22 protein-coding genes are annotated in these 22,016 nt (G+C 66.2%); 12 read left to right on the forward strand and 10 right to left on the reverse strand.

Annotated elements, in window-relative coordinates:
• Window positions 1-63: 63 nt before the first annotated feature.
• Complete coding sequence (gene clpB / locus ACFQ4G_RS00620) at window positions 64-2,694, forward strand: ATP-dependent chaperone ClpB (protein WP_238207786.1); 2,631 nt, start codon at window positions 64-66, stop codon at window positions 2,692-2,694.
• Between the two features lie 64 nt (window positions 2,695-2,758).
• On the opposite strand, the gene ACFQ4G_RS00625 is transcribed toward clpB, so the two are convergent.
• Window positions 2,759-3,115: a hypothetical protein gene (locus ACFQ4G_RS00625; RefSeq protein WP_238207785.1), complete on the reverse strand. Its 357-nt coding sequence runs from the start codon at window positions 3,113-3,115 to the stop codon at window positions 2,759-2,761.
• A 188-nt stretch (window positions 3,116-3,303) separates the two neighbouring features.
• Between ACFQ4G_RS00625 and ACFQ4G_RS00630 the strand changes: the two genes are divergently transcribed.
• Both ACFQ4G_RS00630 and ACFQ4G_RS00635 read left to right on the forward strand, forming a co-directional pair.
• A complete protein-coding gene (locus tag ACFQ4G_RS00630) occupies window positions 3,304-4,755 on the forward strand; it encodes a short-chain fatty acid transporter (RefSeq protein ID WP_238207784.1) in 1,452 nt (483 codons plus the stop codon).
• Between the two features lie 43 nt (window positions 4,756-4,798).
• A complete protein-coding gene (locus ACFQ4G_RS00635; protein WP_238207783.1) occupies window positions 4,799-5,422 on the forward strand; it encodes a carboxymuconolactone decarboxylase family protein in 624 nt (207 codons plus the stop codon).
• Window positions 5,423-5,440: 18 nt separating this feature from the next.
• On the opposite strand, the gene ACFQ4G_RS00640 is transcribed toward ACFQ4G_RS00635, so the two are convergent.
• From ACFQ4G_RS00640 to rpmH, 7 genes are all read right to left on the reverse strand, one after another.
• On the reverse strand, window positions 5,441-5,596 hold the full coding sequence (locus ACFQ4G_RS00640; RefSeq protein WP_379039479.1) for a hypothetical protein: 156 nt from the start codon (window positions 5,594-5,596) through the stop codon (window positions 5,441-5,443).
• Complete coding sequence (locus ACFQ4G_RS00645) at window positions 5,593-5,829, reverse strand: hypothetical protein (protein WP_238207782.1); 237 nt, start codon at window positions 5,827-5,829, stop codon at window positions 5,593-5,595. Before ACFQ4G_RS00645 ends, ACFQ4G_RS00640 begins: the two co-directional genes overlap by 4 nt.
• Entirely contained in the window at window positions 5,826-6,203 is a 378-nt protein-coding gene (locus ACFQ4G_RS00650) for a DUF423 domain-containing protein (protein ID WP_238207780.1), read from the reverse strand. The genes ACFQ4G_RS00645 and ACFQ4G_RS00650 overlap by 4 nt, the downstream gene beginning before the upstream one ends.
• Window positions 6,200-6,850 carry a ribosome biogenesis GTP-binding protein YihA/YsxC gene (yihA, locus tag ACFQ4G_RS00655; protein ID WP_238207778.1) on the reverse strand — a complete coding sequence of 217 codons (651 nt, stop codon included), beginning with the start codon at window positions 6,848-6,850 and terminating at the stop codon, window positions 6,200-6,202. Before yihA ends, ACFQ4G_RS00650 begins: the two co-directional genes overlap by 4 nt.
• 192 nt (window positions 6,851-7,042) lie before the next feature.
• Complete coding sequence (gene yidC / locus ACFQ4G_RS00660; RefSeq protein WP_238207776.1) at window positions 7,043-8,887, reverse strand: membrane protein insertase YidC; 1,845 nt, start codon at window positions 8,885-8,887, stop codon at window positions 7,043-7,045.
• Window positions 8,880-9,521, reverse strand: coding sequence for a ribonuclease P protein component (rnpA, locus tag ACFQ4G_RS00665; protein ID WP_238207774.1), 642 nt, complete (start codon window positions 9,519-9,521; stop codon window positions 8,880-8,882). Before rnpA ends, yidC begins: the two co-directional genes overlap by 8 nt.
• A 94-nt stretch (window positions 9,522-9,615) precedes the next feature.
• Window positions 9,616-9,750 (reverse strand): 50S ribosomal protein L34, encoded by a 135-nt coding sequence (rpmH, locus tag ACFQ4G_RS00670; protein ID WP_055947927.1) that lies wholly within the window; start codon window positions 9,748-9,750, stop codon window positions 9,616-9,618.
• Window positions 9,751-10,165: 415 nt separating this feature from the next.
• Between rpmH and ACFQ4G_RS00675 the strand changes: the two genes are divergently transcribed.
• The 4 genes from ACFQ4G_RS00675 (at window position 10,166) to ACFQ4G_RS00690 (ending at window position 12,839) form a co-directional block, all read left to right on the forward strand.
• Entirely contained in the window at window positions 10,166-11,404 is a 1,239-nt protein-coding gene (locus ACFQ4G_RS00675; protein WP_379039482.1) for a hypothetical protein, read from the forward strand.
• Window positions 11,405-11,595: 191 nt separating this feature from the next.
• A complete protein-coding gene (gene rcdA, locus ACFQ4G_RS00680; RefSeq protein WP_238207770.1) occupies window positions 11,596-12,123 on the forward strand; it encodes a protease adaptor protein RcdA in 528 nt (175 codons plus the stop codon).
• Between the two features lie 124 nt (window positions 12,124-12,247).
• Entirely contained in the window at window positions 12,248-12,526 is a 279-nt protein-coding gene (locus ACFQ4G_RS00685; protein ID WP_238207768.1) for a BrnT family toxin, read from the forward strand.
• Window positions 12,513-12,839 (forward strand): BrnA antitoxin family protein, encoded by a 327-nt coding sequence (locus ACFQ4G_RS00690; protein WP_238207766.1) that lies wholly within the window; start codon window positions 12,513-12,515, stop codon window positions 12,837-12,839. Before ACFQ4G_RS00685 ends, ACFQ4G_RS00690 begins: the two co-directional genes overlap by 14 nt.
• A gap of 161 nt (window positions 12,840-13,000) precedes the next feature.
• Here the strand turns inward: ACFQ4G_RS00690 and rpmE are convergent, their stop codons facing one another.
• Window positions 13,001-13,255 (reverse strand): 50S ribosomal protein L31, encoded by a 255-nt coding sequence (rpmE, locus tag ACFQ4G_RS00695; protein ID WP_018045309.1) that lies wholly within the window; start codon window positions 13,253-13,255, stop codon window positions 13,001-13,003.
• A 170-nt stretch (window positions 13,256-13,425) separates the two neighbouring features.
• On the opposite strand from rpmE, the gene ACFQ4G_RS00700 reads away from it, so the two are divergent.
• Complete coding sequence (locus ACFQ4G_RS00700; RefSeq protein WP_238207049.1) at window positions 13,426-15,288, forward strand: ABC transporter transmembrane domain-containing protein; 1,863 nt, start codon at window positions 13,426-13,428, stop codon at window positions 15,286-15,288.
• Between the two features lie 158 nt (window positions 15,289-15,446).
• A complete protein-coding gene (dnaE, locus tag ACFQ4G_RS00705) occupies window positions 15,447-18,956 on the forward strand; it encodes a DNA polymerase III subunit alpha (protein ID WP_238207048.1) in 3,510 nt (1,169 codons plus the stop codon).
• Window positions 18,957-19,028: 72 nt separating this feature from the next.
• Here dnaE and ACFQ4G_RS00710 read toward each other — a convergent pair whose 3' ends face one another.
• Window positions 19,029-20,117, reverse strand: a complete 1,089-nt coding sequence (locus ACFQ4G_RS00710) for a type I restriction endonuclease (protein ID WP_238207046.1) — start codon at window positions 20,115-20,117, stop codon at window positions 19,029-19,031.
• Window positions 20,118-20,510: 393 nt separating this feature from the next.
• Here ACFQ4G_RS00710 and ACFQ4G_RS00715 point away from each other — a divergent pair, with 393 nt between their 5' ends.
• The 3 genes from ACFQ4G_RS00715 to ACFQ4G_RS00725 all read left to right on the forward strand — a co-directional run bounded on the left by ACFQ4G_RS00715 (window position 20,511) and on the right by ACFQ4G_RS00725 (window position 21,822).
• Window positions 20,511-20,870, forward strand: a complete 360-nt coding sequence (locus ACFQ4G_RS00715; protein ID WP_238207044.1) for a hypothetical protein — start codon at window positions 20,511-20,513, stop codon at window positions 20,868-20,870.
• Between the two features lie 17 nt (window positions 20,871-20,887).
• Window positions 20,888-21,391 carry an MEKHLA domain-containing protein gene (locus ACFQ4G_RS00720; RefSeq protein WP_238207074.1) on the forward strand — a complete coding sequence of 168 codons (504 nt, stop codon included), beginning with the start codon at window positions 20,888-20,890 and terminating at the stop codon, window positions 21,389-21,391.
• A 101-nt stretch (window positions 21,392-21,492) separates the two neighbouring features.
• Window positions 21,493-21,822: a hypothetical protein gene (locus ACFQ4G_RS00725; protein ID WP_238207042.1), complete on the forward strand. Its 330-nt coding sequence runs from the start codon at window positions 21,493-21,495 to the stop codon at window positions 21,820-21,822.
• The last annotated feature ends 194 nt before the right edge of the window (window positions 21,823-22,016 follow it).

The raw sequence follows: 22,016 nt of genomic DNA on the forward strand, positions 1-22,016 counted from the left end.
CGTCTCGACGGGGCCGCGCCGCTTGGCGGGCGGTGGATCGTCGGCACGGGGGAGAGGAAGACGATGAATTTCGAGATCTATACCGAGCGCGCCCGCGGCTTCGTCCAGGCCGCGCAGAATCTGGCCCTTCGCGAGGGCCATCCGCAATTGCAGCCGGGCCATCTGCTCAAGGTGCTGCTCGACGATCCCGAGGGCCTCTGCGCCGGTCTCATCGACCGCGCCGGCGGACAGTCGCGCGTGGCGCTCGCCCAGACCGAGCAATGGCTCGCCAAGCAGCCCAAGGTGTCCGGCAATGCCGCCCAGCCGCAGGCGACGCGCGAACTCGTGCGCCTGTTCGACACCGCCGAGAAGGCCGCCCAGAAGGCCGGCGATTCCTACGTCACCGTGGAGCGGCTGCTTCTGGCCCTCGCCGTGGAGAAGGACACCGAGGCCGGCCGCGCCCTCACGGCGGCCGGCGTCACCGCGGCGTCCCTGAACGCGGCCATCAACGCGCTGCGCAAGGGCCGCACCGCCGACAACGCCACGGCCGAGAACGCCTACGACGCCCTGAAGAAATACGCCCGCGACCTCACCGAGGCCGCCCGCGAGGGCAAGCTCGACCCGGTGATCGGCCGCGACGAGGAGATCCGCCGCACCATCCAGGTCTTGTCCCGGCGCACCAAGAACAACCCCGTCCTCATCGGCGAGCCGGGCGTCGGCAAGACCGCGATCATCGAGGGGCTCGCCCTGCGCATCGTCGATGGCGACGTGCCCGAGAGCCTGAAGGACAAGAGTCTGCTCGCCCTCGACATGGGCTCCCTGATCGCCGGCGCGAAGTATCGCGGCGAGTTTGAGGAGCGGCTGAAGGGCGTGCTCTCCGAGGTCACGGCCGCGGCCGGCGGCATCATCCTGTTCATCGACGAGATGCACACCCTCGTCGGTGCCGGAAAGGCCGACGGGGCGATGGACGCCTCGAACCTGCTCAAGCCGGCCCTGGCGCGCGGGGAGCTGCACTGCGTCGGCGCCACCACGCTGGACGAGTACCGCAAGCACGTGGAGAAGGACGCGGCCCTCGCCCGCCGCTTCCAGCCCGTCTTCGTGTCCGAGCCCACCGTCGAGGACACGGTCTCGATCCTGCGCGGCATCAAGGAGAAGTACGAGCAGCATCACGGCGTGCGCATCCAGGACGCGGCCCTGGTGGCGGCGGCGACCCTGTCGAACCGCTACATCACCGACCGCTTCCTGCCGGACAAGGCCATCGACCTGATGGACGAGGCGGGCTCGCGCCTGCGCATGCAGGTGGATTCGAAGCCGGAAGAACTCGACAACATCGACCGCGAGGTGGTGCGCCTCAAGATCGAGGGCGAGGCCCTGAAGAAGGAGACCGATTCCGCCTCCCGCGACCGCCTGGTCCGGCTGCAGCGGGAACTGGCCGATCTCGAGGAGCAATCCGCCACCATCACCAGCCGCTGGAAGGCCGAGAAGGACAAGCTCGGCGCCGCCGCCGACCTCAAGAAGAAGCTCGACGAGGCCCGGACCGAACTCGCCAACGCTCAGCGCCAGGGCCAGTATCAGCGCGCCGGCGAACTCGCCTACGGCGTGATCCCCGGCCTGGAGAAGCGTCTCGCCGAGATCGAGGCGGCAGCGGAATCCGCCGTGGCCCGCGACGGCATGGTCGAGGAGGCGGTGACGCCCGCCCATATCGCGGGCGTCGTCTCGCGCTGGACCGGCGTGCCCGTGGACAAGATGCTGGAGGGCGAGCGCGAGAAGCTCCTCGGCATGGAGGCCGAGCTCGGCAGGCGGGTCATCGGCCAGAAGGAGGCCGTGGAGGCCGTGGCCACCGCCGTGCGCCGTGCGCGCGCCGGATTGCAGGACCCGAACCGGCCTATCGGCTCGTTCATGTTCCTCGGCCCGACCGGCGTCGGCAAGACCGAGCTGACCAAGGCCCTGGCCGGGTTCCTGTTCGACGACGACACGGCGCTCGTGCGCATCGACATGTCGGAATACATGGAGAAGCACTCGGTCGCCCGGCTCATCGGCGCGCCTCCCGGCTATGTCGGCTACGAGGAGGGCGGTGCCCTCACTGAGGCCGTGCGGCGCCGGCCCTATCAGGTCGTGCTGTTCGACGAGATCGAGAAGGCGCATCCGGACGTCTTCAACGTCCTGCTGCAGGTCCTCGACGACGGGCGGCTCACGGACGGGCAGGGGCGGACGGTGGATTTCCGCAACACGCTCCTGATCATGACCTCGAATCTCGGGTCGGAATATCTGGTGGCGCAGACGGAAGGCCAGGATACGGACGAGGTCCGCGACGAGGTGATGGGCGTGGTGCGCCACCATTTCCGGCCGGAATTCCTCAACCGGATCGACGAGATCATCCTGTTCCACCGCCTCCGGCGGTCGGAGATGGGAGCGATCGTCGACATCCAGCTCGGGCGGCTCCAGACCCTCCTCGACGAGCGCAAGATCGCCCTCGACGTGGAGCCCGACGCCCGCGACTGGCTCGCCGACAAGGGCTACGACCCGGCCTACGGCGCGCGTCCCCTCAAGCGCGTGATCCAGAAGGCGGTGCAGGACCGGCTGGCCGAGCAGCTGCTCGCGGGCCGCATCCATGACGGCGAGGCCGTGACCGTCCGGCTCGGCCCGGCGGGACTGACGATCGGCGACGATCCCGCCCTGCCGGAGCGGCGACCGGCGAGCGCCACCCTCAACTGAGGCACGGCCGCCTCACGGCTCCCGGCGGGATGAAACCTGCCGGGAGCCGGCGCCGGGCGACGTCTCACTGGCCGGAACGGCGCACCATCATCTTCACCCGCTCCTCGAGCCGGTTCCACCGTGCCGAAAGTTCAGTCGATACGCATTTCCCGTAGGTCTGGCCCACGAAGAACCCCTGCTCCGACCGGTTCCGGCAATCGAGGACCGGCGGCAGCGCCAACACGGCCAGGACGGTCCCGAGGATCATCACGATGCCGGCCAGGATGCCGAGCAGCCATGCCGCCTGGGAGCCGAACCCCTGCACGCCGTCATCCGCACGCCCGGCATCCCGCCCGTCGGTGAGGTCTCGCGCCGTGATACCCATGTGGCGGCGGTTTTCGAGGATGGAATCCAGGGTGGGTTTGCTCGCCGGCCGGGTCAAAGGCAGTCCTTTCCTGGGATCGTAACCGGCAGAGTGACCTGCATTGTTGAAGGAACATTGAAGGAGATTCCCGGCACTCGGCTTTGTCTGGTGACAAGCGAAAAGGCCGGGCTTGAGCACGGGCCGCGTTTGGGCAACATGCGCTGCGCCGGCTTGGTGGACCACGCCGGACAGCGGCGGGATCCCCAATGTCGACACCCAAGCCAGAACCCCGCCGCCCCGGCGGCGACGGAGCCGCCGACGGCGCTCTCTCGCGGCTCGGCATCCGCTTCACCGTCTGGGCGGAGCGCTGGTTTCCCGACGCGTTCATCTTCGTGGCCATCGCCGTCGTCATCGTGGCGCTGGGCGCGCTGGCCAACGGTGCCCCGGCCTTGACGGTGGCCAAGAGCTTCGGCGACGGCTTCTGGAGCCTGATCCCCTTCACCATGCAGATGGCCTTCGTCACCATCGGCGGCTACGTGGTGGCGACGGCGCCCCCGGTGCAGCGGCTGATCGACCGGCTCGCCCTCGTGCCCAAGACCGGCCGCGGCGCGGTCGGGTTCGTGGCGGCGGCGACGATGCTGTCGTCCTTCCTGAGCTGGGGCCTCAGCCTGATCTTCGGCGGCCTCCTCGCCCGTGCCCTGGCGCGCCGCACCGAACTGCGGATGGATTATCGGGCCGCCGGTGCCGCCGCCTATCTCGGCCTCGGCGCCACCTGGGCCATGGGGCTCAGCTCCTCAGCCGCGCAGCTCCAGGCGAACCCCAAGAGCCTGCCGCCGAGCCTGTTGCCGATCACCGGCGTGATCCCGTTCAGCGAGACGATCTTCCTGTGGCAGTCGATGCTGATCGCGCTGATCCTCTTCGTGATCTCGATCGTCATCGCCTATGTCTCGGCGCCCCAGCCCGCCTCGGCGGTGACGGCCGACGATCTCGGCCTCGACGTGTCCCGTGATACGCCGGACCGGTCCCGTCCGAAGCAGCCCTCGGAATGGCTGGAGCATTCGCCGATCCTGACCCTGCTCCTCGTCGTCATCGCCGCCGGCTGGCTCTACCAGGAATTCGCGCGCCAATCCTGGATCACCGCGATCTCGAACCTCAACACCTACAACCTGCTGTTCCTCACCCTCGGCCTGCTGCTGCACTGGCGCCCCAGAAACTTTCTCGCCTCCGTGGCGAAGGCGGTGCCGGCCACCGCCGGCGTGCTGATCCAGTTCCCGCTCTACGCCGCGATCAGCGCGATGCTGACGAGCGCGAAGAATTCCGGCGGAACCTCGGTCTCCGACGTCATCACCCACGCCTTCGTGGCGCTGAACACCACCGGCAGCTTCCCGATCTCCATGGGCGTCTATTCGGCGGTGCTCGGGTTCTTCGTGCCCTCGGGCGGCGGCAAGTGGCTGCTGGAAGCGCCCTACGTGATGCAGGCGGCCAACGAGCTGCAGGTCCATCTCGGCTGGGCGGTGATGATCTACAACGCGGCCGAGGCGCTGCCGAACCTGATCAATCCGTTCTGGATGCTGCCGCTTCTCGGTATCCTCGGCCTCAAGGCCCGCGACATCGTCGGCTTCAGCTTCCTGCAGCTCATCATCCACCTGCCGGTGGTGCTGTTCCTGCTCTGGGCGCTCGCCTTCACCCTGACCTATCACCCGCCGGTGATGCCGTAGGATGCGTGCTGATCGGCATCGGTCCACTGCCGGGAAGTTCGTCATGCTGACACGTCTCGTCCTGGGAGCCGCCATGACCTTCGCGGTGATCGCGCCGGCCCTCGCGGAGGACCGGATGCCGGAGATTCCGGCCGACCGGCAGACCGAGGCTCAGAAGAAGGCGTCCGAGGATTTCCTGGCAGCCCGCAAGGTGCCGGTCTTCGGTCCCTTCGTGCCCCTGCTGCGCAGTCCAGAACTCATGACAAACGCGAGCAATATGGGCCTGCACCTGCGCTATCACAGCGTGCTTCCCCTGCGTCTCAGCGAGTTCATCATCCTGCTGACCGCGCGGGAATGGACCCAGCAGCTCGAATGGCACATCCACCAGCCGATCGCGCTGAAGGCCGGGCTCGATCCGGCCATCGTCGAAGCCATTCGGGAGGGCCGCCGCCCGGATGCGATGGGTGAGGAGGAGACTCTCGTCTACGCCCTCTCCACCGAACTGCACCGCAACAAGGCAGTGAGCGACACCACCTACACGCGCGTGGTCGAGACGTTCGGCGAGCAGGGCGCCATCGAGATGGCGGGCATCAACGGCTACTACACGCTGCTGGCCATGAGCATGAACATGGCCCAGACAGCGCTTCCGCCCGGCACCTCGCCGCCTCTGCCGCCGCTGATCAAGTAGCGTCCGGGCGCGTCGGTCCTAAGGGCGCGGCGCGTTGGCGGAGGCCCTGCTTCGTTCCATGGCAGCGGCGTCGTATCGCCGTCCCGCCGCCTCTTGGAGCCGCACGGCGACGTAGCCGAGCAGCACGACGACGGCAGGTGTGACGACAAAGGCAAGAAATGCGAATTCATTCATGGCTTGAGCCCCTTCAAGGCGCGCCTTGCCAGGAAATGTAGGATGATGGCCGCCAGAAGCCAACCGGTGACACCGAGGCCGAGCGACCATGGGCTCAACGTCGTCTGCAGACTTCCGATGTTATAGATGTAGCCGGCCACCGGGGTCGCGATGCCGACCGTGAAGCACGACGTCGCAGCCGTGTTCAGGGCGGTCGCGAGAAGTTTTATCTGCTCGTTGAAGACGAGATTCATCGCCGGACGGGAATCAGCGCCGCCACGGCCGTGAGCAGCCATCCCCCCATCAGCAGGAATCCCCCCGTGGGCGCCGCCATGGGAAACAGCGGGATTCCGTGCAGCGCGCGCAAGGACAGGTCGCCCGAGAACAGCGCGAGGCCGAGGACGAGCGCGGAGGCGGCGACGCGGGTGAGCAGGCGGTGCGTGGCGCCCGTGCCGGTGAGGGCCACGAGGCCGATGACGGCGGGCGCGTGGAACAGCAGGAACTGGGCGGCGGTCTTGAGGCTGTCGGCGCCCTGGATATGGGCGGCCGCCGCACTCGCGGCGACGCCGAGGAGCCCGGCGAGGGCGCCGAGGGCCAACAGGATACGATCGGGCAGGCCGAGGCTCATGCGCCGCGCTCGGACAGGAGCCGCGCGATGCTGGCGCGCAGTTCCGGCACGCCGCGATCGTCGCGGCTGGAGGTGAGCAGGATTTCGGGATAGGCCGCCGGGCGCTTGGCGATGGCCGCGCGGATGCCGGCGATGCGCGCCTCGATCTCTGCCTTCTTGAGGGCGTCCCCCTTGGTCAGCACGATCTGGTAGCTCACCGCGGCCTTATCGAGCCCGTCGAGCACGTCGGTGTCGATGCCCTTCAGGCCGTGTCGCGAATCGATCAGCATGAAGACGCGGGCGAGGTTGGCGCGGCCCTTCAGGTAATCGTGGATTAGGTCGGTCCAGGCCTCGACCTTGGTCTTCTCCACCGCCGCATAGCCGTAGCCGGGCATGTCCACCAGGGTCAGGCGGCCGCCGATATCGAAGAAGTTGAGCTGCTGCGTCCGCCCCGGCGTGTGGGAGGTCCGTGCCAGGGTGTTGCGGCCGGTGAGCGCGTTGACGAGGCTCGACTTGCCGACATTGGAGCGGCCGGCGAAGGCGATCTCGACGCCCTTCATCGGCGGCAGGGCGGCAACGGTGGGCGCGGAGGACAGGAAGTCCGCGACGCCCGCGAACAGCAGCCGGCCGGATTCGAGGAGGGCCGCATCGTCTTCGGCTTGGGACATGGTGCGGCTCCGGCGGGAAAGGGGAATGTGAGACGTCCCACCGCCGACCTCATCCTGAGGTACCGCGAAGCGGCCTCGAAGGAGGCTTCCAGAAACCGCTCCGGGTCCCGGAGGCCTCCTTCGAGGCCTCCGCTTCGCTGCGGCACCTCAGGACGAGGAACCGGGGTGGATGTCCGTTCGACGAGGGAACGCTCAGCTTTTGGCCGGCGCGTTCTTGTCGGCGGGCTTCTTCTTGAACATCCCGCCGAGGTTGTCCCACAATTCCACCTTCACGCCGTTGCGGCGCATGATGACGTATTGCTGGATCACCGAGAGGGTGTTGTTCCAGGCCCAGTAGATCACCAGACCGGCCGGGAACGAGCCGAGCATGAAGGTGAACACGATCGGCATGAAGGTGAAGATTTGCGCCTGGACCGGGTCCGGCGGCGCGGGGTTCATCTTCATCTGGATGAACATCGTGATGCCCATCACGATCGGCCAGATGCCGAGATGGATGAAGTCGGGCGCCGCGAAGGGAAGCAGGCCGAACAGGTTGAGGATGTTGGTCGGATCGGGCGCGGCGAGATCCTGGATCCAGCCGAAGAACGGCGCGTGCCGCATCTCGATGGTGATGAACAGGACCTTGTAGAGCGCGAAGAAGACCGGGATCTGGATCAGCACCGGCCAGCAGCCGGCCACCGGGTTGATCTTCTCCTTCTTGTACAGCTCCATCATCGCCTGCTGCTGCTTCATCTTGTCGTCGCCGTAGCGCTCGCGGATCGAGGCCATCTCCGGCTGCACGGCCTTCATCTTGGCCATGGACTGGTACGACTTGTTGGCGATCGGCAGGAACAGCAGCTTGAGGCAGAAGGTGACGACCAGGATCGACACGCCGAAATTGCCGAACAGGTGGAAGAAGAAGTCCAGCGCCCGGAACATCGGCTTGGTGATGAAGTGGAACCAGCCCCAGTCGATCATCAGATCGAACTGCTTGATGCCGAGATCCTTCTGGTAGTTGTTGATCGTGTTGACTTCCTTGGCGCCGGCGAAGAGCTGCTGGGTCGCCGTCACGGTGGCGCCCGGCTCGACGCTGCGGCCGTCGCCGCGCACGCTGGCCTGATAGACCTTGGTGGCGCCGTCGGTGCGCTCGGTGAAGCTGCCGGTATAGGCGGTGGCCTGGTCCGGGATGGTGGCCGCGGCCCAGTACTTGTCGGTGATGCCGACAAAGCCGCCGGTGACGTTCGCCCAGGCCTTGCCCTTGGTGCCGGCATTGCCCAGAGCCGGCTCCTTGGCGACGTGGTCGTAGGTGTATTCCTGCAGGCCGTCGGCGCCGAGAACGCCGATCATGCCCTCGTGCAGCACGTAATAGCCCTGCGTCGTCGGCTTGCCCCAGCGCGAGACGAGGCCGTACGGATAGAGCGTGACGGCGGCGGCGCCCTTGTTCTCGACCTCGTCGCGGACCGTGAACATGAACTTGTCGTCCACGGCGATGACGCGGCGGAACAGCAGGCCGGCGCCGTTGTCGTAGGTGAGCGTCAGGGGCTTGGCCGGGGTCAGCACGGTGCCGTCGGCGGTCCAGACCGTGTCGCCGGTGGGGAGCGAACCGGCATTCTGGCCGACCCAGCCGAACTCGGCGTAGTAGGGATTCGCGCTGCCGGTGGGCGAGAGCAGCACGATGCGCGGGCTCGAATCGTCCACGGTCTCGTGGTAGCCCTTGAGCGACACGTCGTCGACGCGGCCGCCCTTGAGCGCGATCGAACCGGCGAGCGCCGGGGTGTCGATGGCGACGCGCGGCGAGCGGGCGAGGGCCGCCTCACGGCTTTCCACCGTCGTCGTCGCGTTCGGCAGGGTGCCCGGCACGGGTGCCGAGGGTCCGCCTTCCGCCGGACTGGCCGAGGGAGCGCCGGTCGGGTTGGCGGCTTGCGTCGCCGCCTTTTGCTGGAGGGCCGCCTGACGCTGCTCCTCCACGCGCGGGGCGGCGATGAAGTAGTTCCACCCGAGCAGGACCGCCAGCGACAAGGCGATCGCGACGATCATGTTCGTCTTGTCATTACCCATCGAGAGATCCGTCGCGTATGTTCGAAGGAGGGGAGGGGCTGAAGGCGTCGCCCGCGGCGCGAGGCAGGGGCTCGCGCGGCGGGGCCCCGTTCGGCTCGGATGCGGGCGATGCCGTCGCCATTGCGGAGGCTTTGGGGGCGTCCGGCGGATTGCCGGACCGGCCGCGTCCGCGCCCGGATCGGTTCTGGCCGGGGGGCCTGCTCTGACCGCGGGCTTTGCCGTCGCCCGGCTTGACGACCGCGCCGATGGAGCGGCGCAGATCCGCCATGAGCGTCTCGAACGGCGCGTGCAGGGCGGGGCGGCGGGCGACGAGGACGATGTCGGCCGCCGCGGGCAGCAGGTCGGCCGCGACGCGCTTCACGGCGTCGCGCAGGCGACGGCGGATGCGGTTGCGCTCGGTGGCGTGACCGACCCGCTTGGTGATGGTGAAACCGACGCGCAGACCCTCGACCGCCGCATCATCCGCAGGCACGGGCGCAGAAACGCCGGCCGCATCGCGCAGCCGACCCTGGGCACTCATGTGCTCGGTATGGAAACGACGCCCTCCCGCTGCCGCGAGAAAGTCCGGTCGCCGCTTCAGCCGTCCGATCGTCGACACTGCCGGTTCGATCCTGCGGCCAAGGGGCGAGGTCATCGGATGAGCAAGGCTCTCGGGCGAGCAAGACCCGGATTGAGCAAGGCTTGGGGTGAGCAAGGCTTGCACCCGGCGCGTCAGGGCGCCGGGATTCTCAGGCCGAGAGCTTCTTGCGGCCGTGGGCGCGGCGGGCTGCGATGACCTTGCGGCCGCCGGCCGTCGCCATGCGCGCGCGGAAGCCGTGGCGGCGTTTGCGCACGAGCTTGCTGGGCTGGTAAGTTCTCTTCATGGCGCGATCTCCGATGGCCGAGGATCGATCCGGCTGGCTGCAGGAGCCCCACCGACATCTTCACTCGCCCTGAAATGTGTCTGCAAGCGCGAAGAGCGCCCACATGGGGCGCGGCGACGCGATGGCGCGGCTTATGGCGGAGAGGGGGGGCGAAGTCAATTCTGGTCAGGCCCCTCCGGCCGATTCCGGAGCATGCTTAATCGCCGTTTCCGGCGTTAGCGGCTCGTTAACCTTTTCAGCCTATGAAGGAGTCATGTCCGGTTTTCCGGATGTCTGGCGGGTTTTTCGATCTGCCGTTGTTTTGATGCCTCAAGTCGACTTTCCAAAGCCGCCCCCTCCGGGCGGCTTTTTTTTGACCGGGCGCTCCGTCGATTCGTCCCGGTCCCGGTTCGCCTGCCATCAGCGAGGCCGCCACGTGTCTTTGCCGGAATCGAGGCATCTCTTCCCCTCCACGCCCGGTCGCAGGGGCGTGGCGCTGGTGTGCCTCGGCATCCTGGCCGGGCTGGCCCTCCGCTATGCCGGCCGCGACGTCACGACCTCCGACACTTTCTCGTTCCTCCTGCCGTGGTACGAGCATGCGCGGGCGAATGGCTGGCAGAGCCTCGGCCGGCCCGCCGCGAACTACAATTACACGCCGTTCTACGGATACCTGCTGCTGGCGGCCTCGCTCTTCGATGGCCTCGCGAGGCCCTGGTACCTCGTCAAGGCGATCTCCCTTTTCTTCGAGGCCGGCTGCGCCGTCATGGCCTGGCGCATCGTCCTCGTCGCCACGTCCGATCGGCGGGCCGCCCTCACGGCGCTGATCGCGGTCTGGCTCGCGCCGACGATGCTCTTCAACGGCTCGCTCTGGGGGCAGGCCGATGCGATCTGGACCTTCTTCGCCCTGGTCTGCGTCGATGGCTTCTGTCGAGGCCGGTGGCGCTGGGGGCTCCTCGCCTTCGGCTGCGCCGTCGCGGTCAAGGCGCAGGCGGTCTTCCTGGGGCCGCTGATCCTGGCCCTCGTCCTGCGCGGCGCGATCGCGTGGCGCTGGCTCCCGCTGATTGCCGTCCCCTATCTCGTCTTCGCCCTTCCGGCCTGGCTCCTCGGCCGCCCCCTGCAGGCGATCCTCGGAACCTATCTCGAACAGTCGCGGACCTTCCACCGGCTCTCGATGAATGCCGCGAATCCCTGGATCTTCGTTCCGCCGGACGCCTATGCGGTCGGCGTCGCTGGCGGGCTGGCGCTGGCCCTCGTCGCCGGCCTCGCCTTCGCCTTCATCCTTGGCCGGAGCCGCGCGGCCCCGACCCCGGCCGACATCGTCCAGGCCGCCGCTCTGGCCTTCCTGCTGATGCCCTTCGTCCTGCCCAAGATGCACGACCGCTACTTCTTCGCGGCCGAGATCACCCTGATCGTTCTGGCCTGCATCCGGCCCCACCTCGCGCCGCTGGCGCTGGCCGCGCAGGCGAGCGGGGTCGCCGCCTATCTCGTCTTCCATTTCGACCAGCCGAGGCTCCTCGCCATCGCCGCCCTGAGCAACGGCGTCGTGCTCGCCTGCCTGATCCTCTCCACCGTCGATTCGTGGGTTCTCCAGCGCCCCGATCGCTATCGGCTGCGGACCCTCGCATGGCTGGCGGCCTGCCCGTGGCTGATCCTCGCGGCGATGCAGGCGCTCTGAGTCTTCGCCTGCCTGTCGTCTCCACGGAGGAAGGCGGGCCGGCCGGCGGGCACAAAACCGCGCCGTTAAGGTTAATCCCTGGTCAATGCCCCGTTCCGGCCCCGCAGGCTCTAGAGTTGCGGATATCGCCGTGAACGCACCGACCCTGTCCCAGATCGGGACAGAAGTCCGGCGGCGGCACAGGAGGCAGGATGAACGAGTTCGAGGTCACCTTCCGCGACGAGCGGGACTGGGTCAATTTCGGCGAGACCTATGTGGGCTCGGAAGCTTTCAAGGTCCTGTTCCGTGAAGGCATGACCATGGTCGAGGAGGCTGCGGCCTATCTCGACGGCGAGGGGCGCGAGGAATCGCGGCTGCTCTCGCGCGACAGCACCCTGTCCTATGCCAGCGAGAGCATGCGTCTCACCACCCGGCTGATGCAGATCGCGTCCTGGCTCCTGGTCCAGCGCGCCGTGGCGGAAGGCGAGATCACCCCGGCCCAGGCCCTGCAGGAGAAGACCCGGGTCCGGCTCGCGACGCCGGAGACCTTCCGCGCCGAGACCTTCGGGATCATGCCGGTCCGCCTCCAGGACCTGATCGTGCGCTCGCGCCGGCTGCACGCCCGCATCCTGCATCTCGATGGGCTGATCTCCGACGACCGCCCCACGCCGGCGTTTCGCGAGAGCCCGGTGGCGGCTCAGCAGGGCCTGCTGCGCAACGCCTTCGGTACCGCGCATTGACGGGATGAGCGTAGGCGACGCCTACGCGGCATCGTGCCAGTCTCCGGGCCGCTGAGTCGATGCTTTACCCGCATTGCGGCGTCTTGCATCGGACGGGTCTCGGAATTACCGTAGCTACGATAATATGGCGCTCATCACCTGGGACGAGTCGAAGCGCTCCACGAATCTGGTGAAGCATGGTCTGGACTTCGCTGAGTTCGAGACGGCCTTCGATTTTTCGACAGCGATCGAACTGCCCGCTGAGCCAAGCGCGACGGGCCGGGCTCGTTTTCGGCTCGTCGGCGTCTTCGACGGCCGGTTAGTCGTGGTGGCGATCCTGTCCCCACTCGGGACCGAAGCGCTGTCCCTGATCAGCCTGCGGCCGGCAAGCCGTGCGGAAAGGAGGCTCTATGCCCAGGATTGACCCGACGATCCCGGAGATCACGGACGAGGACGAGGCGCGGATCCAGGCAGGGATCGCGGCAGACCCGGACAATCCCGAGATCACGAGTTCCGATTTCGCCCGGATGCGGCCGCTGGCCGATGCGGTGCCGTCGACGCTCTACGCGGCCTTGACGAAGCCCGATCGCGGGCGTCCGAAATCGGGCGGAGCGAAGGTCCTGCTGACATTGCGGATCGATCCGCATGTCATCGAAGCCTACAAGGCGACGGGTGCCGGCTGGCAGACCCGGATGAACGATGCCCTGGCGCGCTCGGTCAAAGACCTTCAGCGCTGATTCCCCGCCGTGATCGGCCGGGCGCCGAGGCCGAAACGGGTTTGTCGAAGCCCATTCCACCGATCTGGAACGAAAACAGGCGGTGCTCGTCGGAGCACCGCCTGTTTTCGTTCCAGATCGACCGGCCCCGCCTCAAGGCAAGTCCGGTCGATCCGAAAATGTCACTTCTTGCCGAAGGACAGGGCGCCGAAGCGCGAATTGAACCGCGAGACGCGACCGCCGCGATCGAGCATCTTCTGCTCGCCGCCGGTCCAGGCCGGGTGCGTGTTCGGATCGATATCGAGGTTGAGGGTGTCACCCTCCTTGCCGTAGGTCGACCGGGTCATGTAGTCGGACCCATCGGTCATCACGACCTTGATGAAGTGATAGTCGGGATGCTCTGTACCCTTGGCCTTGTCGGCCGCGCTCTTTGCCATGACGAAATCCTTGAATAGCCACGCCGACCGGCCCGCCTGGCGGCCCGCGGCCTTAGATCACGCGCAATCGGATGAAGGCGGGCCTATACCCCACGTGGTTCCTCCGAACAAGCGGTCGGGCGAGGGAGATCGCCCCGGCGAGTGTTTTCTTGAGACGATGACGAGGCACGATGGCTCGCGGGCGTAACAAAACTTCCAGTCGCGGCGTTCCCGGCGGCGAGGGTCGCGGCAAGGCCCCCCTCGGGTCGCTGAAGCCGCTGATTCCCTTCGCGCTGGTCTATCGCGGCCGCATCCTCGCGGCGTTTCTGTCGCTGCTGGCGGCCTCCGGGGCGACCCTGGTGGTGCCCATCGCGCTCAGGCGGGTGATCGATCACGGCTTCTCGCCGGAGGGCCACAGCGTCATCGACGCCTATTTCATGGCGCTGATCGGCGTGGTGACGGTGCTCGCCCTGTCGAGTGCGGCCCGCTACTACACCGTGGTGACGCTGGGCGAGCGCGTGGTCGCGGACCTGCGCAGCGCGGTCTTCGCCCGGCTCACCATCCTCGACCCGGCCTTCTTCGACCGCTCGCAATCGGGCGAGATCGTCTCGCGGCTCACCGCCGACGCGACCCAGGTGAAGGCGGTCTTCGGCGTCTCGATCTCGATCCTGCTGCGCAACGCCTTCCTGTTCGTGGGCGCCGTGGTGATGATGGTCATCACCAGCCCCAAGCTCTCCATCCTCGTCCTCGTCGCGATCCCGCTCATCGTCTTCCCGCTGATCCTGTCCGGACGCGGCGTGAGACGCCGTTCGCGCGCGGCGCAGGACCGGCTCGCCGATGCCTCGGCCTATGCGGCGGAAGCCATCGGGGCGATCCGCACCATGCAGGCCTTCGGCATGGGCCGCGCCACCGCCGAGCATTTCGGCCAGGCGTCCGAGAACGCCTATTCCGCCGCCCGCGATTCGGTGAAGGCCCGCGCCCTCCTCACCGGCGTGGCGATCTTCCTGATCTCGGCCAGCGTCGTCGGGGTGATGTGGTACGGCGCCCAGGGCGTGCTGGCGGGCACGATGACGGCCGGTCAGCTCTCGCAATTCGTGCTCTACGCGGTGTTCGGCGCCAGCGCGCTCGGCCAGCTTTCGGAAGTCTACGGCGAACTCGCCCAGGCCGCGGGCGCCGCCGAGCGGCTAGGCGAGATCCTGGCCGCCGAGCCGGCGATCCGCGCGCCCGCCGAGCCGCTCCTGCTACCGGTGCCGCCGCGCGGCGAGGTGGCCTTCGAGCAGGTCCGCCTCACCTATCCGACCCGGCCGGAGCATCCCTCCCTCGACGGCATCAGCTTCCAGGTGGCGCATGGCGAGCGCGTCGCCCTGGTCGGCCCCTCGGGTGCCGGCAAGACCACGGTGCTGCAGGCGCTGCTGCGCTTCTACGATCCGCAATCGGGCATCGTACGCGTCGACGGCATCGACATCGCCGGCGTCGATCCGGAATCCCTGCGCGAGCGCATGTCCCTGGTGCCGCAGGACCCCACCGTGTTCTCCGGCTCGGTGATGGACAACATCCGCTACGGCCGGCCCCAGGCCAGCGAGGCGGAGGTCCATCGCGCCGCCGAGCTCGCCCATGCGGACGGGTTCGTCCGGGCCCTGCCGCAGGGCTACGCCACGCAGGTGGGCGAGCGCGGCGTGACCCTGTCCGGCGGCCAGCGCCAGCGCGTCGCCATCGCCCGCGCCATCCTCAAGGACGCGCCGATCCTGCTACTCGACGAAGCCACCTCGGCGCTGGACGCCGAGAGCGAACGGGCGGTGCAGACGGCCCTCGACACCCTCATGCGCGGGCGCACCACCCTCGTCATCGCCCACCGCCTCGCCACCATCCGGGCCGCCGACCGCATCCTCGTCCTCGACGGCGGCAAGATCGTCGAGACCGGAACGCATGAGAGCCTGCTCGCGCAAGGGGCGCTCTATGCCCAGCTCGCCGCCCTCCAGTTCACCGATGCGCTGGACGAGACGGCGCGCGGCAAGGAGCCGAAGGCCAAGCGCCTCGCCTTGCCGGCGGAATAGGGTTTTCTCGCGAGGAGAGGTCATTGCGAGAAGAGGGCTGGCGAAGAGAGGTCATGGTGAGGAGAGGGCTGTTGCGCCCATGGCTCTCTCCACAGGCAATTGCGGCCTGGTCGGCGACGTTTGGTTTACGCTAACGAACGACTCGCATTGGTGGCGGCATGGCGCGCATCCTCAAAGACCCCGGTTTCGTCCACCTCCACGTCCACTCGTCCTTCTCCCTCCTCGAAGGGGCGCTGAAGGTCGCCGACATCGTCAAGGCCGCCGCCGCCGACCGGCAGCCGGCCCTCGCGCTCACCGACACCAACAACCTGTTCGGGGCGCTGGAATTCTCCGAGAAGGCCGCCGGGACGGGCATCCAGCCCATCGCCGGCATGCAGCTCTCGGTGGCCTTCGAGGCGCCGGACCCGATGGCGCGGCTGTCGCAGATCATCACCTCCAACGTCGTGGTGCTGGCGCAGAGCGAGACCGGCTACGGCAACCTCCTGCGGCTGGCGAGCCGCGCCTATTTCGACGGGCCCCTCGGCGATGCGCCCCGGCTCACGGTCGAGGCCCTGCGGGAGAATGCGGACGGCCTCATCGCGCTCACCGGCGGCACCACCGGCCCCCTCGACACCGCCCTTCGCGGCGGACGTTCCGAGCTCGCCGCCTCCCGCCTCGCCCAGCTGAAACAGGCATTCGGCGAGGACCGGCTCTACGTGGAGATCCTGCGCCACGGGCTCGACGACGAGCGCATGGTCGAGCGCGAATTGCTGCGGCTCGCCGATTCCAACGGCCTCTCCATCGTCGCCACCAACGAGCCGTTCTTCGCCAAGCCCGACGATTACGACGCCCACGACGCGCTGCTGGCCATCGCCGAGGGACGCCTCGTCTCGGACGAGCGCCGGCGCAAGCTCACCCCGCGCCACGGCTTCAAGACCCGCGCCGAGATGGCCAAGCTGTTCCACGACCTGCCCGACGCGCTCTCGGCCACCGTCGAGATCGCCATGCGCTGCGCCTACCGCGTGCGCACCCGCAAGCCGATCCTGCCGAATTTCGGCGTGGTCGCGGCCCTCGACGCGCTCCCGGTGGAGACGGTCTCTCCCGATGTCGCGCAGGAGATCGCCCTCGACGAGCCGTCGGAACTGCGCCGCCAGGCCGAGGCCGGCCTCGAACTGCGTCTGGCCCAGCACGGCCCCTGCGAGGGCATGACCGAACAGGTCTATCGCGACCGGCTCGCCTTCGAGCTCGACGTCATCGTGAAGATGAAGTTCCCCGGCTACTTCCTGATCGTGTCGGACTTCATCAAATGGGCCAAGGACCACGACATCCCGGTGGGGCCGGGCCGTGGCTCGGGTGCCGGCTCGCTCGTCGCCTACGCGCTGCTGATCACCGATCTCGACCCCCTGCGGTTCGGCCTGCTGTTCGAGCGCTTCCTCAACCCCGAGCGCGTCTCGATGCCGGATTTCGACATCGATTTCTGCGTCGACGGCCGCGAGCGCGTGATCCAGTACGTGCAGGAGCGCTACGGCCACGCCCAGGTCGCCCAGATCATCACCTTCGGCACCCTGCAGGCGCGCGGCGTGCTGCGCGACGTCGGCCGCGTGCTGGAGATGCCCTACGGCCAGGTCGACAAGCTGACGAAGCTGGTGCCGCAGAACCCGGCCAATCCGGTGACGCTGGTCCAGGCCATCGAGGGCGAGCCCAAGCTCCAGGCGGCGATGGAGGAGGAGCCCGTCGTCGCGCGCCTCATGCAGATCGCCAAGAAGCTGGAGGGCCTGCACCGCCACGCCTCGACCCATGCGGCGGGCGTGGTCATCGGCGATCGGCCCCTGGAACAGCTGGTGCCGCTCTACCGCGACCCGAAGACCGGCATGCGGGTGACCCAGTTCAACATGAAATGGGTCGAGGCGGCGGGCCTCGTGAAGTTCGACTTCCTCGGCCTCAAGACCCTGACCATGCTGCGCTGCTGCACCGACCTCCTGGCGCGGCGCGGCATCATCGTCGATCTCGCCTCGCTGCCCCTCGACGACCCGAAGACCTACGAGCCGATGAAGCGCGGCGAGACGGTGGGCGTGTTCCAGGTGGAATCCGCCGGCATGCGCAAGGCGCTCGTCGAGATGCAGGCCGACCGGTTCGAGGACATCATCGCCCTCGTCGCGCTCTACCGCCCCGGCCCCATGGCCAACATCCCGGTCTATTGCGAGCGCAAGCTCGGCCGGGACGCCGGCAACGAGGCGAGCTGGTACCCGCACGAGAAGCTGGAGCCGATCCTCAAGGAGACCTTCGGCATCATCGTCTACCAAGAGCAGGTGATGGAGGTGGCCAAGCTCCTCGCCGGCTACTCGCTGGGCGACGCCGACATGCTCCGCCGCGCCATGGGCAAGAAGATCAAGTCCGAGATGGACGCCCAGCGCGACCGTTTCGTGAAGGGCTCCGTCGCGGGCGGGCTCACCGAGGCGAAGGCCAACGAGATCTTCGACCTGCTCGCCAAATTCGCCGATTACGGGTTCAACAAGTCGCACGCCGCCGCCTACGCCCTGCTGACCTACCAGACCGCCTATCTCAAGGCGAACTACCCGGTGGAATTCCTCGCCGCCGCGATGCAGCTCGACATCGACGTCACCGACAAGCTCGCCGAGTTCCGCCAGGACGCCCAGCGCCTGGGAATTCCCGTGGAGCCCCCCTCGATCAATAGCTCGGGCGTCAATTTCGAGGTCCATGACGGCCGCATCGGCTACGCGCTCGCCGCCATCAAGGGCGTCGGCCGCGCCGCCGTGGAGGCCGTGGTGGAGGCGCGCGGGGATAAGCCTTTCAAGGACCTCGCCTGCCTCGCGCGCCGGCTCAACCCGCGCCTCGTCAACAAGCGGACCCTAGAGAACCTCGTGGCGGCCGGCGCCATGGACGGGATCGAGATCGACCGGGCGCGGGCCTGCGCCGCCGTCGAGCCGATGATGAAGCTGGCGCAAGGCGCGGCGGAGGCCGCCAATACCGGCATCGTCGACATGTTCGGCGGCATCGCCTCCGCCGACGTCACCCTGCGCGTGCCGCCCCACGAGCCCTGGCCCATGGCCGAGAAGCTGAAGAAGGAATACGAGGCCATCGGCTTCTTCCTCTCCGGCCACCCCCTCGACGAATATGCCGGTCTGCTGGAGAAGCTCCGCGTCCAGAGCTGGGCCGAGTTCTGCCGCTCGGTCCGCGCCGGAACCTCGAGCGTCGGCAAGGTCGCCGCTTCGGTCCTCGACCGGTCCGAGCGCCGCACCAAGTCCGGCAACAAGCTCGGCATCGTCACGCTCTCGGACCAGACCGGACATTTCGAGGCGATCATCTTCCAGGAAGGCCTCGGCCAGTACCGTGAGATCCTGGAGCCGGGCCGGCCCCTGGTGCTGCAGATCCAGGCCAATCTCGAAGGCGAGGACGTGCGCGCCCGCATCGTCACCGCCGAACCCCTCGACGAGGCGGTGGCCCGCCACCAGAAGGGCATGCGGGTCTATCTCCGCGACGAGCGCCCCATCGGCAGCGTGCAGCAGCGCCTGCAGGTGCGCGGCGAGGGCGAGGTCTCGCTGATCCTGATCCTCGACGGCGGCGACCGCGAGGTCGAGGTCAAGCTCCCCGGCCGCTACCAGGCCACCCCGCAGATCGCCGGGGCGCTGCGCGCCGTGCCGGGGGTGGTCCAGGTGGAGGTGAACTGAGGCGTCGTATGCGAGCCAAAGCTTCTCTTGATTGGCAACCCTTTGCTTTAAAGGGTTGCCAATATATTATCCTTAATTTGCTACCGCCTCCTCGCTTTTGATGCCGTTTCCTTCTGCATAAATTCGAGCCGTTGCCCTCAGTCGATCCGTATATTCGTAGATCTGATCAAGGCTATCGATTTTTATTCTTTCTTCTTTGTCTCTATCAAACAAGCCGAGATATTTTATGCTTCTATTGAAATGAAGGCGGGCAATCGGTTTACGATTGTTGTTGTCTGCTAAAATCCCACAGTAGCTTTTTTGATCTCTCATGATAACTCTGTTGGGTTTTAGAACTTCACGAACAATTGCTCTGACAATCATAAAACCTTCTTTTTCGTCTTCTGTAGTAACAATTTCTTCGGCTTCTTCTATCGCTGGCACGTCGGGCGACAAATCTAAGATTTCGGTCTCTGCAAGCGCCGTCGAAAGACGAGACTGGACGGAGTCTCGAATGATCTCTCTGAAGGCGGATTTAACCATCGGCGTGAACTGCTCGCGAATTGCAGCAGTGAAGCGGCCGGTTTGAAGGTTCGAGATTAAAATTCGGACGAATTCTTCTGTTGGCGATTCTATCTGTGAAAGAATTTCCTTTTTAATTGCCGACGTATATTTTAGTCGATGAGCGGACTGCAGAATGGTATCTATATTAAAATCTGATTTCGAGAATTTTTTAAGCTCTGATAGGAATTGTGAGTGAAGGTCGGACAGCTCAAAAGTAAAAAATGGCCGTTCATCGAGTTTGTTGGGCGCTTCTAGGTCGGTATGGAAATGAAAAACCCGACCGTTGGTTAGAATAGCAAATTTTGCAGAGGTTACTGAAAAATATCGATAAAGTTGTGCAAGATGGACTTTGTCTAGATTTGTTGTGATTGGTTTGCATTCAATCAATATTCGTATTTGGCCGTCTATTTTGATAACATAATCCACTTTTTCTCCTTTTTTCCCGACCGCATCTGCCGTGAATTCGGGTACGACCTCATTTGGGTTGAAGACATCATAGTCGAGCGCTGCCAGGAACGGCAAAATAATGGCTGTTTTGACTGCTTCTTCAGTAAGCATGGCGCTTGAGTGAGACTTAATGCGGTCCGCCAAAGTGCGCATTTTTTCGTCAATACTCATGAAGTCCTCCCTGAGAGAATAGAAAAATATCACCACACGCGGACGATGTCATTAAGCAACAAGTGCTATCTTGAGTATCTAAAGCTGTTTGGGAGGTCGGCTCGGAACACGGATGCCGAGATGATGCACCGTCGCCCTTTCCAGCCGGTCGTCTCCGGAAGGAAAAACTAAGAATATTTTCTGATGTGCGAGGCTGAAGAAACATCGCTTGTAGAGAGGGACAATGCCCTCAAGCGTGACACCGCTGACATTGTCTGGACGCAATCACGGACGAACGTTGGATATGCCATTTGCGGGGGAAGTGGCCACATATGGCGGCGCGGATTTTGATTGTACCGGACTGGTGGCCGCGGCCACTATGACGCGTACGAGAGGTTTCAAGTAAGATAAACTATGACGAGAACACTCTTGCGCCTGTCGGTCTTCGTCATCCTCGCGACCCTCGTCTTCGTCACCCTGTCGCCGATCGGGCTTCGGCCCATGGTGGCGCCGGCGAATGTCGAGCGGATGTGCGCCTACGCCCTGTTCGGGTTCCTGCTGATCCTGGCCTATCCCAGGCGCTGGTATCTCGGGCTGATGGCCGGCATGGCGGTCGCCGGCATCCTCGAATTCGGCCAGGAATTCTCGCCGACCCGGCATGCCCGGACCGCGGATTTCGTGGTGAAGGCGGCGGCCGCCGCTTTCGGCAGCCTCGCGGCCTATCTCGTCCTGGCGGCCTATGCCCGGTTCGAGCGGCCGTCGGCGACACGCTGAGCGACCGGGTGCCTGAGGTGGATGTCTCCGACGATCCCGGTTTCTACGCTCTGCTGACGCAGAGCTTCCGGCGCCTCGTCGGCCGGCCGCTGGTGCCGGAGCCGGCCTACGACGCGGCCTGGCTCCATGCCGAGGCGCCCTTCGCCGTCCTGGCCCATGACGGCGGCGAGGACCCCCGCTTCGTCTATGCCAATCTCACGGGCCTCCGCATCTTCGGCTACCGCAGGGACGAGCTCATCGGCCTTCCCTCCCGCCTCTCGGCGGAGGCGCCCGAGCGGGCCGAGCGGCAGCGCCTCCTCGACGCCGTCACCCGCGACGGATTCGTAGCGAACTACGCCGGCATCCGCATCCGCAAGGACGGCACCCGCTTCCCGATCCGCGACGCCATCGTCTGGCAATTGATGGACGAGGCCGGCAAGGTCCACGGCCAGGCCGCGACGTTTTCGGTGCCAGCTGGAACGGCGGAACTCGACGCCTCCGAACTCGTGAAGACACCGATCCTCCCCACCCCCTCATCCTGAGGTGCTGCGCAGCGGCCTCGAAGGAGGCCTCCAGCAGCCTCGCGTGAACTGGAGGCCTCCTTCGAGGCCTTCGCTGCGCTTCGGCGTCTCAGGATGAGGTCGTGGTCGGGATCGTGATTGCCACCCTCGCGGGGGGGCATTGGCGTGGCGGTTTCGCCGACGAAGGTCACGGCGGCGAGCCACGACTTGAACGATGTCAACTCGGTATCGGCGCACTTCAGGTCGAATGTAATTTTCTCGAAACTGCTCATTTAGGCTTGAGCGAAGGAATGATCGACGATCGAAAGGATTTCCGGCTTTCTGTCCGAGGATTGCCGGTGCCAAAGCACACGTTTGCTTCCGAGCTTGGACACGAACCGACCATCGCTGGTCGGCCTCGTTGTTCCCGGATGCTCAATGTCATTGCTCGAAAACAAGCGCTTCAAGGCTAATTTCTCGGCGGGCGGAAGCAACGCAAGCTGCGCAGCCGCTGAATAACTTATTTTGAACTTGCCTGCGCTCATGATGAAACCCTCATAGCATGTATACAGGTCTTCGGTGAGCGTCGTGCCACGGACTGTATGGCTCCGAACTCGGGTTTAGGGAGGCGGCATGACGCGGCATGACAATGACGGCGTGGGCGTCA

Source organism: Methylobacterium marchantiae (genome assembly GCF_042679825.1).
Classification (GTDB): domain Bacteria; phylum Pseudomonadota; class Alphaproteobacteria; order Rhizobiales; family Beijerinckiaceae; genus Methylobacterium; species Methylobacterium marchantiae.

What these genes read in the sequence shown, in the direction of transcription:
- rpmE (WP_018045309.1), bottom strand. Translation starts at nt 13,255, where the DNA reads ATGGCAAAGAGCGCGGCCGACAAGGCCAAGGGTACAGAGCATCCCGAC.
- clpB (WP_238207786.1), top strand. Translation starts at nt 64, where the DNA reads ATGAATTTCGAGATCTATACCGAGCGCGCCCGCGGCTTCGTCCAGGCC.
- yihA (WP_238207778.1), bottom strand. Translation starts at nt 6,850, where the DNA reads ATGTCCCAAGCCGAAGACGATGCGGCCCTCCTCGAATCCGGCCGGCTG.
- ACFQ4G_RS00715 (WP_238207044.1), top strand. Translation starts at nt 20,511, where the DNA reads ATGACGAGAACACTCTTGCGCCTGTCGGTCTTCGTCATCCTCGCGACC.
- ACFQ4G_RS00635 (WP_238207783.1), top strand. Translation starts at nt 4,799, where the DNA reads ATGCTGACACGTCTCGTCCTGGGAGCCGCCATGACCTTCGCGGTGATC.
- dnaE (WP_238207048.1), top strand. Translation starts at nt 15,447, where the DNA reads ATGGCGCGCATCCTCAAAGACCCCGGTTTCGTCCACCTCCACGTCCAC.
- ACFQ4G_RS00650 (WP_238207780.1), bottom strand. Translation starts at nt 6,203, where the DNA reads ATGAGCCTCGGCCTGCCCGATCGTATCCTGTTGGCCCTCGGCGCCCTC.
- ACFQ4G_RS00630 (WP_238207784.1), top strand. Translation starts at nt 3,304, where the DNA reads ATGTCGACACCCAAGCCAGAACCCCGCCGCCCCGGCGGCGACGGAGCC.
- ACFQ4G_RS00640 (WP_379039479.1), bottom strand. Translation starts at nt 5,596, where the DNA reads ATGAATGAATTCGCATTTCTTGCCTTTGTCGTCACACCTGCCGTCGTC.
- ACFQ4G_RS00700 (WP_238207049.1), top strand. Translation starts at nt 13,426, where the DNA reads ATGGCTCGCGGGCGTAACAAAACTTCCAGTCGCGGCGTTCCCGGCGGC.
- ACFQ4G_RS00685 (WP_238207768.1), top strand. Translation starts at nt 12,248, where the DNA reads ATGGCGCTCATCACCTGGGACGAGTCGAAGCGCTCCACGAATCTGGTG.
- ACFQ4G_RS00645 (WP_238207782.1), bottom strand. Translation starts at nt 5,829, where the DNA reads ATGAATCTCGTCTTCAACGAGCAGATAAAACTTCTCGCGACCGCCCTG.
- rpmH (WP_055947927.1), bottom strand. Translation starts at nt 9,750, where the DNA reads ATGAAGAGAACTTACCAGCCCAGCAAGCTCGTGCGCAAACGCCGCCAC.
- rnpA (WP_238207774.1), bottom strand. Translation starts at nt 9,521, where the DNA reads ATGACCTCGCCCCTTGGCCGCAGGATCGAACCGGCAGTGTCGACGATC.
- yidC (WP_238207776.1), bottom strand. Translation starts at nt 8,887, where the DNA reads ATGGGTAATGACAAGACGAACATGATCGTCGCGATCGCCTTGTCGCTG.
- ACFQ4G_RS00710 (WP_238207046.1), bottom strand. Translation starts at nt 20,117, where the DNA reads ATGAGTATTGACGAAAAAATGCGCACTTTGGCGGACCGCATTAAGTCT.
- ACFQ4G_RS00690 (WP_238207766.1), top strand. Translation starts at nt 12,513, where the DNA reads ATGCCCAGGATTGACCCGACGATCCCGGAGATCACGGACGAGGACGAG.
- rcdA (WP_238207770.1), top strand. Translation starts at nt 11,596, where the DNA reads ATGAACGAGTTCGAGGTCACCTTCCGCGACGAGCGGGACTGGGTCAAT.